Here is an 11,821-nt window from a genome sequence, read left to right on the forward strand (position 1 = left end):
GTCCTTCAGGCAGCAGGATCGGGAGGATCGAGACGGTAGCCCAGGCCGCGCACCGTGGTGATCCACGAGGGCCGGCCGGGCAGATCGAGCTTGCCGCGCAGGCGGCGCACATACACGTCCACCACATTGGTGAGCGGGTCGGCATCGAGGCCCCAGACATTCGACAGGATGCGCTCGCGGCTGAACATGCGCCCGGGCGAGCTCATCAGCAGTTCGAGCAGGGCGAGTTCCTTCGGGGTCATCGGCAGCCCTTCGCCACGGAGCCGGACCTCCATGCGCACCCGGTCGAACACCAGCTCGCCCACCACCAGCTGCTCCTCGCGCGGCGCCAGCAGGGCCGGCCGGCGCAGCAGGGCCTCGATGCGGGCCAGCAGTTCGTCGAAGGCGAAGGGCTTGGCAAGATAGTCGTCGGCGCCGCAGCGCAGGCCAGCCACCCGGTCCTGCACCGTGCCCATGGCGGTGAGCATCAGCACCCGCACCGGATTGCACTCGGCGCGAACCTGCTGGCAGAGCGCAAGCCCGGACTGCCCGGGCAGCATCACGTCGAGCAGGGCCAGTTCGAAGCCGCCACCGCGCAGCAGCGGAAGGGCCTCCTCGGCGCTGCCGACGACCGTGGGCGCATAGCCCTCGGCGCGCAGGCCGCGCTGCAGGAAATCGGCCACCCGGGCCTCGTCTTCCACCACCAGCAGCCTCATGCCGGCACTCCTGCGGGAAGGGTGAAACGCACCGAGAGTCCCTGCGGCTGCCGCGGCACGAGCTCGATGTTGCCGCCATGCGCAGCGACGATGCGGCGGGCGATCGAAAGCCCGAGACCGAGCCCCCGCGCATCGCGCTCGCGGCCGGCGCGCCCCCGGAAATGCGGCTCGAAGGCCTGCTCGAGCTCTTCCGCCGCCATTCCCGGCCCGTCGTCATCCACCTGCACCCAGGCGCCATCGGCGTCCTGGCCCACTTCCACCTCCACCCGGCCACCGGCATCGAGGTAGCGCAGGGCATTGTCCAGCACCACCACCAGGGCCTGCTGCAGGCGCTCGCGGTCCGCCGCCACCATGGCCTCGCCGGCGGGCACCGCCCGCACGGCAAGCCGGATTCCACGGTGCTGGGCCACGGCCTGCATCTGCTCCACCGCCGCGGCCACCACCGCCGCCAGCGGCACGCCCTGTACCTGCAGGGCATAGGCCACCCGGCCCTCGCGCGCCGCCTCCAGCAGTTCGCGCACCCGCGCAGCCAGTTCCTCGCAGGCCTCGACGATGCGCCGCAAGGCCTGGCGCAGGGTGTCCGGCTCCCCGCTGCCACGAAGGGCGAGGTCGGCCTCACCGCGGATCACCGTGGCCGGGGTCCGCAGCTCGTGCCCGAGTTCGGCAAGGAAGCGGCGCCGGCGGGACTCGAGCTCGAGCAGCGATTCATACGCCTGCGTCACCGCCCGGGTCCGCTCGCCCACCAGGGCATCCAGACGCTGCTGCAGCGCAGCGCTGCGGATACGGGCTTCCTCAAGGCGCCCGGCCATGCTGTCGAGCAGCTGTCCGATACGGGAAAACTCGTCGCGCCCAGAAAGCCCACTGCGGGCCTGGAAGTCGCCGCGACCGAGGTCTTCGGTCACCCGGGCCAGTTGGGCGAAGGGCCGCTCGATGGCATGCAGGAAGTAAACCACCGCTGCCAGGGCCAGCAGGACGACTGCCAGCGCCATCGCCGTATTGGCCTTGCGTGCATGCGCCAGTGCCCGGGCCAGGGCCGCCGATTCACGCAGGCTGGCGGCATGATGGCGCTGCACCGCCTCGCGCAGCAGCAGGCGCATGTCCTGGCCGGCGGATTCGTCGAAGGCCAGGATCACCCGGCGCCATTCCTGCGGCGGGATCGGCCCGCCATCGGCCCGGTCGGCCTCCAGCACCGCGCGTTCGAGGGCCGAGATGTTCAGCGAGACGGCCTCGACGGCCTGCCGCTCCGGGCCGGCCGGATCGGATTCGGCAAGCGGCAGCAGTTCGCGCAGCTCCCCTACGCTGGCCCACATCGAGGCGATCAGCCGGTCGCGGACGTTCGGATCGGCCTCGCCGGAGAGCATGCGCTCGGCGAACCAGACCTTGAGCCGCTGCTTGTCACCGGAGAGGGCGAGATAGCCGGCCAGCAGGCGGGTGGCCACCACACTGCGCTCGGCATGGTGGGCGGCGGAGGAGGCCGCCCACCAGGCAAAACCGCCCTGCAGGCCGGCCAGCAGGGCGAGCAGGGCGAAGGCGATGGCCAGCCGGGTGCGGATCATCGCCTGCCCGCCGGGGAGGATGCGGGGCCGACCGCCGTCAGCCCGAGGTGTAGGGCAGCGAGCTGTGGTGCAGCACGATGCGCAGCCTGCCGTCGTCGGTCTTCTTGAAGGTCCACGTCTTGTCCACCGTCGTCACGCTGCCGTTGCGGTTGGTGATCATGACGTTGCCCATCGTGGTGGCCACGTCGCCGTTGATGTGGATGGCCACGTTCTCGACCGTGCAGGCCGTCCAGCCCTTGAGGGCGAAGCCGTCATCCTTGGGGAAGGCAGGATCGCCGCCCACGAAATAGGCCAGCGCCCCCTCGCGGGTGGTGCGGAAGGTCTGCGGGGCCTCGGTCAGGGTCGGCTTGAACAGCACCGGCCCGAGGTTGTAGCCGTAGGCCGTGTCGAGCACCTCGCCTGCGATGGCCCTGGCGGCGGCCTGGCCCTCACGGGCGCCCACCGTGCTGATCTGCACCAGGGCATTGCACCAGGCCTCCTGGGCGGCGAGCACCTCGGGCTTGGTGATGTTGGCATCGAACACCTTGGGCGCCGCCACGGCACCGGCAGCGCCGGCCGCGAGGGCCAGGGCGAGGGAAGCGGAGAGCAGTCGAAGGGGCATGTCACACCTCGGGATGGCGCGGGGCGGGCCCGATGCCCGCCGCTCGGCCGCCATTGCGCCAGCGGCCCCGTGTGGCCGCCGTCCGCCCTCGATGAGCCGGGGCGCTCTGGCGGATGAAAAACCCATGAACCGGCCATCCCGGCTCCGAATGTGAATGAATCATGAGCAAAAGGCTTCAGCCTGGCGACGCTGGCATTTCATCCCCGTGTCAACTGAAACATGGCTGTCACGAAGCGGACATAGGCTCCTCACGCCCCGCCCACCGGACCGCCCACCATGCACCTTGCCCGCCCGCTCCTCGTCTCCGCCCTGCTCGCCGCCCTCGCCGCCCCGGCCCGCGCCGAGGTGCCGATCGACGTGATCGGCAACACCGAGCTCTATTTCGACGCCCTGGTGCATTTCGACCTGTACCAGTACCGCAATGACATCCGCCGCGCCGACGGCCTGCCCCTCACCCCGGCCCAACTGGCGGCCAACACCCTGTCGAACAACGGCCAGCTGCGCCGCGGCGAGCTGATCTTCCGCGGCAAGACTCCCACCGGCGAATGGCAGGTGGGCTACGACACCGTGGGCAGCCGCGGCTCGGGCCGCAATGGCCGCTGGCTGGACGTGAGCTACCGCGGCCGCATCAACGCCGACTGGACCTACCGCGTGGGCCAGTTCAAGCAGCCGAACAGCCTCGAGGAGCTGAGCACCACCCGCAACAACGAGTTCATCTCCAAGGCCACCATCACCAATGCCTATGGCCTTTCCCGCCGCATCGGCGCGGAACTGGCCTACACCAGCCCGACGGTCACCCTCACCGGCACCTGGTTCACCCGCGAGATCAACGTGAACCAGCGCGTGGGCACCGGCTGGGGCACCCGCGCCACCTGGGCCCCGGTGCTCGACCTCGAGGCCGGCCGCGCCCTGCACCTCGGCGCCTCGGCCGTGCGCGTCGATGCGCTGGGCGACCGGTTCAGCCTCTCCGCCCGCCCGCAGGCCGACATCGTGAGCTTCAACGGCATCTCGGCCAGCCTCACCGATGCCCGCGACACCACCATCGGCGGCCTCGAGGCCGTGTGGTTCGACGGCCCGGTGAAGCTGATGGGCGAATACATGGCCTCGCGCACCCGCCGCCACGGCCAGCCCGCCTACGACACCGACGGCTGGTACGTCTCGGCCCTCTACACCCTGGGGCCGGAGAAATACGGCTACCGCGGCGGCCTTTACACCACCTCGATGCCGGAAGACCCGGTGCGCGGCCTCTGGCAGCTCGGCCTGCGCTACGACCATCTCGACGCCAACGACGGCGCGGTGCTGGGCGGCGTGCAGAAGGCCCTCACCCTCGGCGTGAACTGGTACATCCGCAGCAACTTCCGCCTCTCGGCCAACTACGTGAAGGTGGACAGCGAGCGCAGCCAGTCCGGCGTGCTGATCCAGAACAGGCCGGACATCCTCGAACTGCGCGGCCAGATCACCATCTGAGCCCTGTCACGGAACCGACACCGACCTGACACATACTGACTGGCCGGCGCCGCAAGGCCCCGGCCCGGGAGCCCAACGTGATCCGTACCCTCACCCGCACCTTCGCCCTGCTCGCCGGCCTCGCCCTGGCCGCCCCGGGTCTCCATGCCCAGAACATCAATGGCGCCGGCGCCACCTTCGTGTTCCCGGCCATGTCGAAGTGGTCCAGCGACTACGCCGCCGCCGGCAAGGGCCGCGTCAACTACCAGAGCATCGGCTCGGGCGGCGGCATCGCCCAGGCCAAGGCCGGCACCGTGGACTTCGGCTCCACCGACGCCCCGCTTCCGCCGGAGGAACTGGCCGCCAGCAAGCTCATCCAGTTCCCCTCGGTGATCGGCGGCGTGGTGCCGGTGGTCAACCTGCGCGGCGTGGCGCCGGGCCAGCTGCGCCTCACCGGCGAGCTCGTCGCCGACATCTACCTTGGCAAGATCACCCGCTGGGACGATCCCCGCATCGCCGAACTGAACCCGGGCCTGGCCCTGCCGGCCACCACTATCCGCGTGGTCTACCGCTCCGACGGCTCGGGCACCACCTACAACTTCGTGCACTACCTCTCGAAGGTCAGCCCCGAGTGGAAGCAGAAAGTGGGGTTCGGCACCGCCGTGCGCTGGCCCACCGGCTTCGGCGGCCGCGGCAACGAGGGCGTCTCGGCCTACGTCAAGCAGCTGCAGGGCTCGATCGGCTACGTCGAGCTCAGCTATGCGCTCACCAACAGCATGACCTATGCCTCGATGCGGAATGCCGCGGGCAACTGGGTGCAGCCCAGCATCGCCAGCTTCCGCGCCGCCGCCGACAGCGCCGACTGGAAGAACGCCACCGACTTCAGCCTGGTGATCACCAACGCCCCGGGCGAGGCCGCCTGGCCGATCGCTGCCACCAACTTCATCCTGCTGCCGGCCCAGCCCCGCGACCCGGCCAAGGCCCGGGCGGTGATCGACTTCTTCGACTGGGCCTACGCCAACGGCGATGCCGCGGTCGAGGCCCTGGGCTACGTGCCCCTGCCCGACGATCTGGTGGCCCAGGTGAAGGCCTACTGGGCCGAGAAGCTGCCCCGCTGATCCCGAATCCCTGACGGAGTCCACCCATGACCTCGATGCTGCTGCGCACCACCCTCCTCCTCGGCACCGTCGGCCTGCTCGCCGCCTGCGGCGCCTCGCCCGCCCCGCAGGAAGGGGCCGAGGCCCCGGCCCGCAGCGCCCGCATCGATGTCACCGGCGCCGGCGCCACCTTCGTCTTCCCGCTGCTCTCCAAGTGGTCCACCGACTACGCCGCCGCCACCGGCCACCGCATCAACTACCAGAGCATCGGCTCGGGCGGCGGCATCGCCCAGGCCAAGGCCGGCACCGTGGACTTCGGCTCCACCGACGCCCCGCTCGCGCCGGAGGAGCTCGCCGCGGCCAACCTCGGCCAGTTCCCCTCGGTGGTGGGCGGCGTGGTGCCGGTGGTGAACCTCGAGGGCGTGGCCGATGGCCAGCTGCGCCTCACCGGCGAGCTCGTCGCCGACATCTACCTTGGCCGCATCCAGCGCTGGAACGACCCGGCCATCGTCGAGATCAATCCCGGCGTGAGCCTGCCCGACACCAGCATCCGCGTGGTCTACCGCTCCGACGGCTCGGGCACCACCTTCAACTTCGTCAACTACCTCTCGCAGGTCAGCCCGGCCTGGCTGGAAACGGTGGGCCAGCCCGGCACCGCGGTGAAGTGGCCCACCGGCGTGGGCGGCAAGGGCAACGAGGGCGTGGCGGCCTACACCAAGCAGCTGCCCGGCGCCATCGGCTACGTCGAGTTGAGCTACGCGCTGCAGAACAACATGACCACGGTGAGCCTGCGGAACGCCGCCGGCAACTGGGTGCGGCCGAACATCGAGAGCTTCCAGGCCGCCGCCGCCAGCGCCGACTGGGCGAATGCCAAGGACTTCCATCTCGTCATCACCAATGCCCCGGGCGAGGCCGCCTGGCCGATCGCCGCCACCAACTTCATCCTGCTCTCGAAGGCGCCGCGCAACCCGGCCCGCGCCCGCGCCGTGCTCGACTTCTTCCGCTGGGGCTATGCCGAGGGCGATGCCCGGGCCCAGGAACTCGGCTATGTGCCGCTGCCGCCCGAGCTGGTGGCCCAGGTCGAGGCCTACTGGGGCGAGAACTTCCGTTTCTGATCCCCGGTACAATCCGCGCTTCGCCCTTCCGGGCGCCGCGCCTGCCCCGCCGGCAGGTCCGGCGCCCCTCGTTTTCGATCGATCCCGCCGGTAGCTCCCGATGGCGCCCGCCACCTCCGAACTCGACCTCCTCGCCCGCCGCGATGCCCGCGCCGACCGGCTGTTCCGCCTGAGCGTGGCAGCCGCCGGCTTCTTCGTGCTGGCCGGCCTGGTGGGCGCGGCGCTGACCATGGCCTGGGGCGGTCGCGAGGCCTTCGCCACCTTCGGCAGCGGCTTCTTCACCTCCGACAACTGGGACCCGGGCAACCTCGTCTTCGGCGGTCTTGCCCCCATCGTCGGCACCCTGATCACCGCCGCCATCGCCCTGCTGATCGCCGTGCCGGTGAGCTTCGGCATCGCGCTCTTCCTCACCGAGGTCGCGCCGCCCTGGCTGCGTGGCCCGGTGTCCACCGCCATCGAGCTGCTCGCCGGCATCCCCTCGATCATCTACGGCATGTGGGGCCTGTTCGTGCTGGTGCCCTTCCTTTCCCAGCACGTCTACCCGGCGCTCAGCGAGCATGGCTCGAAACTGCCCCTCATCGGCAGCTGGTTCGACGCCCCGCCGATCGGCATCGGCATGCTCACCGCCGGCCTCGTGCTGTCGATCATGATCATCCCCTTCATCGCCTCGGTGATGCGCGAGGTCTTCCTCACCGTGCCCACCCGGCTCAAGGAGTCGGCCTACGCCCTCGGCTCCACCACCTTCGAGGTGGTCTGGGACATCGTGCTGCCCTACACCCGCTCGGCGGTGATCGGCGGCATCTTCCTCGGCCTCGGCCGGGCGCTCGGCGAGACCATGGCCGTCACCTTCGTGCTCGGCAACGCCAACCGCCTCGCCAACCTGCTCGAGCCCTCCAGCTCGATCGCCGCCACCATAGCCAACGAGTTCGGCGAGGCCTTCGCCGACCTGCACCGCAGCTCGCTGCTGGCCCTCGGCTTCGTGCTCTTCATCGTCACCTTCGTCGTGCTCAGCATCGCCAAGCTCATGCTGATGAGCCTCAAGCGCCGGGAGGGCAAGTAATGGACCTCGCCGTCGCCGAAGGCCTCTACCGCCGCCGCCGCCTCGTCAATGCCGCCGCCCTGGTGCTCTCCGGCGGCGCGGCGCTGATCGGCCTGTTCTTCCTCGGCTGGATCCTGCTCACCACGCTCTCGAAGGGACTGAATGGCCTGAGCCTCGCCCTGTTCACCGAGATGACGCCGCCCCCGGGCGCCGAGGTGGGCGTGGGCGGCCTGCTCAATGCCATCGTCGGCAGCATCATCATGTGCGTGCTGGCGGTGCTGCTCGCCGCACCCGTCGGCATCGCCGCCGGCACCTACCTCGCCGAGTACGCCAATTTCCGCAAGATCGGCGCGGTGATCCGCTTCGTCAACGACATCCTGCTCTCGGCGCCCTCCATCGTGCTCGGCCTGTTCGTCTACATGCTGCTGATCGCCACCCCGCGCCAGCTCGCCGGGGCGATCCAGTCCACCGAGGTCGGGCAGCAGGGCGCGCTGGCGGCCTTCGCCGGCTGGCTGGAGGGCATCTCCGGCTTCTCCGCCATCGCCGGCGCCGTGGCGCTCGGCTTCATCGTGCTGCCGGTGGTGGTGCGCACCACCGACGAAATGCTGCGCCTGGTGCCGCCACAGATGCGCGAGGCCGCCCTCTCGCTCGGCATCCCGCAGTGGAAGGTCACGGTGAACGTACTCTACCGCGCCGCCCTCTCCGGCATCCTCACCGGCGTGATGCTGGGCCTCGCCCGCATCTCCGGCGAAACCGCCCCGCTGCTGTTCACGGCCTTCAACAACAGTTTCTGGAGCCTCGATCTTGGCGAGCCCATGGCCAACCTGCCGGTCACGGTCTACCAGTTCGCCATGAGCCCCTTCGAGAACTGGCAGCTGCTGGCCTGGGCCGGCGCCTTCCTCGTCACCTGCTTCGTCCTGCTGGTCAGCGTCCTGGCCCGCACCCTCCTGCTGCGCAAGAAGATGAGCCATGACTAACGTGCAGATCGCCCTGCAGACCAGCCTTCCCGCCGCCGAGCCGGTCGCCGAGGCGCCGGCCAAGCTGGTCGCCCAGGACCTCAACTTCTTCTACGGCGAATACCGCGCGCTGAAGAACATCAATCTCGTGGTCCCGGAGAAGCGCGTCACCGCGCTGATCGGTCCCTCGGGCTGCGGCAAGTCCACCCTGCTTCGCATCTTCAACAAGATCTACTCGATCTACCCCGGCCAGCGTGCCGAAGGGCGGATCCTGCTCGACGGCCAGGACCTGCTCGACCCGAAGTATCCGCTCAACCGCCTGCGCAGCAAGGTGGGCATGGTGTTCCAGAAGCCGGTGCCGTTCCCGATGTCGATCTATGACAACATCGCCTACGGCATCGGCCACTACGAGAAGCTCAAGAAATCCGAGATGGACGAGCGCGTCGAGCAGGCCCTGCGCCAGGGCGCGCTCTGGGACGAGGTCAAGGACAAGCTCAAGCAGAGCGCGCTCGGCCTCTCCGGCGGCCAGCAGCAGCGCTTGTGCATCGCCCGTGCCGTGGCGCTGAAGCCCGAGGTGATCCTGTTCGACGAGCCCACCTCGGCCCTCGACCCGATCGCCACCGGCAAGATCGAGCAGCTGATCGCCGAGTTGAAGCAGGACTTCACCATTCTGATCGTCACCCACAACATGCAGCAGGCGGCCCGCTGTTCCGACTTCACCGCCTTCATGTACCTCGGCGAGCTGGTCGAGCACGGCGTGACCCAGCAAATCTTCACCAAACCCTCGAAGCAGCAGACCGAGGACTACATCACGGGCCGTTTCGGCTGAACCCCCGGAGATCGCGATGGCCACCTCCCACGAACACATCGTCAAGAGCTACGACGCCGAGCTGGAGCGCATCAACGGCGAGATCACCCGCATGGGCGAAATGGCGCTCTCGCAGATCGAGGCGGCCATCGATGTGCTGCAGCGGCGCGACAGCAAGGCCGCCGAGCGCGTCACCATCAACGACGATGCCATCGACGAACTGGAGCGCACCGTCTCCAACGACGTGCTGCGCATCCTCGCCCTGCGCCAGCCGATGGCCCGCGACCTGCGCGAGGTCTACGCCGCCCTGCGCATCGCCTCCGACATCGAGCGCATCGGCGACTACGCCTCGAACGTCGCAAAACGCTCGATGGTGCTGAACCAGACTGCCCCGGTGGCCCCGGCCCGTGGCCTGCCCGCCCTCGCCCGCCTCGCCTCCGAGCTGCTCTCCGAGGCCCTGGAGGCCTACCGCCTGCGCGACGCCGACCGCGCGCTGGCCATGCGCAACCGCGATGCCGAGCTGGATGCCGCCTACACCAGCCTGTTCCGCGAGCTGCTCACCTACATGGCCGAGGACCCGAAGCAGATCACGCCCTGCACCCATCTGCTGTTCATGGCCAAGAACATCGAACGCATCGGCGACCATGCCACCAACATCGCCGAGAACACCTGGTTCCTGGTGCACGGCGAGCCGATGAGCGGCAACCGCGAAAAGGCCGACAAGACCAGCGAGTGAGGCCGGCCAAGCCCAGCCCGCCGCGCATTCGCAGCCGATGTCCGACTTCGACGAACAGGGCCCCGAGGGCAGCCCCGCCCCGGCTGGTGCGCCCGCCATGGCCCGCCGCTTCCGCGGCTTCCTGCCGGTAGTGGTCGATGTCGAGACCGGCGGCTTCGATGCCGGCCGCCATGCGCTGCTGGAGATCGCCGCGGTGCCGATCGAGATGGACGGGGAGGGCTTCCTGTTTCCCGGCGAGACGGTGAGCGTGCATGTCGAGCCCGCGCCGGGCCTCGAGATCGATCCCAGGTCGCTGGCAGTCACCGGCATCCGGCTCGACCACCCTTTCCGCGACGCCCAGCCCGAGAGACTGGCGCTGGACCGCATCTTCATTCCGGTACGCGCGGCGGCGAAGCGCAACGGCTGCCAGCGCGCCATCCTCGTGGGCCACAACGCCCACTTCGACCTTGGCTTCCTCAATGCCGCCATTGCCCGCACCGGGCACAAGCGCAGCCCCTTCCACCCCTTCAGCACCCTGGACACGGTGACCCTGGCGGCGCTCGCCTACGGCCAGACCGTGCTGGCCAAGGCCTGCCAGGCCGCCGGCCTGCCCTGGGATGGCAACGAGGCGCACTCCGCGGTCTACGACACCGAACGCACGGCCCAGCTCTTCTGCGCGGTGATGAACCGCTGGAAGCAGTTCAACGACCTCGATCTCGCCCGCGCGGCGGCGGGCGGCTGAGCCCTGCCTCAGCCCGGCGGCTTCGGCGCCCGCAGCCTCGCTGCACGCTCCCTCAGTCCGCGCCACAGCCCGTAGAGGCTGATGGCGATCCAGGCCAGCTGCATCAGGGTGGGAGTGAGCACATCGATGATCGAGGCGGGCGAGGCGATGATCGAGACGAGGATGAACACCGCCCCGAACAGGTTGGCGAGCTGGTAGCCGAGCGAGGCGCCATGCAGCTTTCCTGCCTGCAGCAGGAAATAGGCCAGCAGCACGAAGCCGATGCCGGAAAGACCGACGAAATCGAACCACTGCAGGCTCATGCGGCCCCCCGCTGGCGCACCGCCTCGAACAGGGCCACGCCGGCGGCCACGGAGACATTGAGGCTTTCCATGTCGCCCGGCATCGGGATGCGGACCAGCTGGTCGCAGGTCTCGGCGGTGAGCCGGCGCAGGCCATCCCCTTCGCCGCCCAGCACCAGGCCCACGTTGCCCCGCAGGTCGAGGGTGTAGAACGAGTCTGATGCCGAGCCAGCGAAGCCGTACAGCCAGACGCCGAGGTCCTTCAGCTCGCGCAGCGCGCGGGCGAGATTGGTCACCTGCACCAGCGGGATGCGGTCGGCTGCCCCGGCCGAGGTCTTGCGCACGGTGGCAGTCACGCCCACGGCCTTGTCCTTCGGGATGACCACGCAGGTGACGCCCGCCGCCGCCGCGCTGCGCAGGCAGGCGCCGAGGTTGTGCGGGTCCTGCACGCCATCGAGCACGAGGACGAGCGTCCTGCCCGCCGCACCCTCGACCAGGCCCTTCAGATCCTTCTCGTCGAGCAGCTTCGCTGCCTCATAGCGGGCCGCCACCCCCTGGTGGCGGGCACCGCCGGCGATGCCCTCCAGCGATTGCGTACTCACCCGGCGCACCGGGATGCCGCAGTCCCGGGCCTCGCTCTCGATCGCGGCGAGCCTGGGGTTCTTCGCCCCGCTCTCCAGCAGAAGCTCGCGCACATGGGCGAGGTCGTGCTCGAGGGCGGAGGCCACGGCGTTGATGCCGACGATCCAGCTGGTCTTGCTCATGATGGA

Annotated in this window: 13 protein-coding genes; 8 read left to right on the plus strand and 5 right to left on the minus strand. The window is 69.7% G+C overall.

The window, feature by feature from the left end; genetic code table 11:
- Positions 1–5: 5 nt before the first annotated feature.
- From G408_RS0102155 to G408_RS0102165, 3 genes are read right to left on the minus strand one after another with little or no spacing between them, the layout of a single operon-like run.
- Positions 6–695, minus strand: coding sequence for a response regulator transcription factor (locus tag G408_RS0102155; RefSeq protein WP_028769748.1), 690 nt, complete (start codon positions 693–695; stop codon positions 6–8).
- Positions 692–2,251, minus strand: a complete 1,560-nt coding sequence (locus G408_RS0102160) for a sensor histidine kinase (RefSeq protein WP_028769749.1) — start codon at positions 2,249–2,251, stop codon at positions 692–694. The genes G408_RS0102155 and G408_RS0102160 overlap by 4 nt, the downstream gene beginning before the upstream one ends.
- A 37-nt stretch (positions 2,252–2,288) precedes the next feature.
- Positions 2,289–2,852: a hypothetical protein gene (locus G408_RS0102165; RefSeq protein WP_028769750.1), complete on the minus strand. Its 564-nt coding sequence runs from the start codon at positions 2,850–2,852 to the stop codon at positions 2,289–2,291.
- A 276-nt stretch (positions 2,853–3,128) separates the two neighbouring features.
- Between G408_RS0102165 and G408_RS0102170 the strand changes: the two genes are divergently transcribed.
- From G408_RS0102170 to rnt, 8 genes are all read left to right on the plus strand, one after another.
- Positions 3,129–4,319, plus strand: a complete 1,191-nt coding sequence (locus G408_RS0102170) for an OprO/OprP family phosphate-selective porin (RefSeq protein ID WP_028769751.1) — start codon at positions 3,129–3,131, stop codon at positions 4,317–4,319.
- Between the two features lie 77 nt (positions 4,320–4,396).
- Complete coding sequence (gene pstS, locus G408_RS0102175) at positions 4,397–5,416, plus strand: phosphate ABC transporter substrate-binding protein PstS (protein ID WP_028769752.1); 1,020 nt, start codon at positions 4,397–4,399, stop codon at positions 5,414–5,416.
- A 26-nt stretch (positions 5,417–5,442) separates the two neighbouring features.
- A complete protein-coding gene (gene pstS / locus G408_RS0102180; RefSeq protein ID WP_156890027.1) occupies positions 5,443–6,510 on the plus strand; it encodes a phosphate ABC transporter substrate-binding protein PstS in 1,068 nt (355 codons plus the stop codon).
- 100 nt (positions 6,511–6,610) lie between these two features.
- Positions 6,611–7,570, plus strand: coding sequence for a phosphate ABC transporter permease subunit PstC (gene pstC, locus G408_RS0102185; protein ID WP_028769754.1), 960 nt, complete (start codon positions 6,611–6,613; stop codon positions 7,568–7,570).
- On the plus strand, positions 7,570–8,526 hold the full coding sequence (gene pstA, locus G408_RS0102190) for a phosphate ABC transporter permease PstA (protein WP_028769755.1): 957 nt from the start codon (positions 7,570–7,572) through the stop codon (positions 8,524–8,526). The genes pstC and pstA overlap by 1 nt, the downstream gene beginning before the upstream one ends.
- Positions 8,519–9,334 (plus strand): phosphate ABC transporter ATP-binding protein PstB, encoded by an 816-nt coding sequence (gene pstB / locus G408_RS0102195; RefSeq protein WP_028769756.1) that lies wholly within the window; start codon positions 8,519–8,521, stop codon positions 9,332–9,334. Before pstA ends, pstB begins: the two co-directional genes overlap by 8 nt.
- A gap of 16 nt (positions 9,335–9,350) precedes the next feature.
- Positions 9,351–10,049, plus strand: coding sequence for a phosphate signaling complex protein PhoU (gene phoU, locus G408_RS0102200; RefSeq protein ID WP_028769757.1), 699 nt, complete (start codon positions 9,351–9,353; stop codon positions 10,047–10,049).
- A gap of 37 nt (positions 10,050–10,086) precedes the next feature.
- Positions 10,087–10,770 (plus strand): ribonuclease T, encoded by a 684-nt coding sequence (gene rnt, locus G408_RS12725; protein ID WP_051282512.1) that lies wholly within the window; start codon positions 10,087–10,089, stop codon positions 10,768–10,770.
- A gap of 8 nt (positions 10,771–10,778) precedes the next feature.
- Here rnt and G408_RS0102210 read toward each other — a convergent pair whose 3' ends face one another.
- Entirely contained in the window at positions 10,779–11,072 is a 294-nt protein-coding gene (locus tag G408_RS0102210; protein ID WP_028769758.1) for a CBU_0592 family membrane protein, read from the minus strand.
- Positions 11,069–11,815: a 23S rRNA (guanosine(2251)-2'-O)-methyltransferase RlmB gene (gene rlmB, locus G408_RS0102215; RefSeq protein ID WP_028769759.1), complete on the minus strand. Its 747-nt coding sequence runs from the start codon at positions 11,813–11,815 to the stop codon at positions 11,069–11,071. The genes G408_RS0102210 and rlmB overlap by 4 nt, the downstream gene beginning before the upstream one ends.
- Positions 11,816–11,821: the final 6 nt, after the last annotated feature.

It is taken from the genome of Silanimonas lenta DSM 16282, from assembly GCF_000429065.1.
Classification (GTDB): domain Bacteria; phylum Pseudomonadota; class Gammaproteobacteria; order Xanthomonadales; family Xanthomonadaceae; genus Silanimonas; species Silanimonas lenta.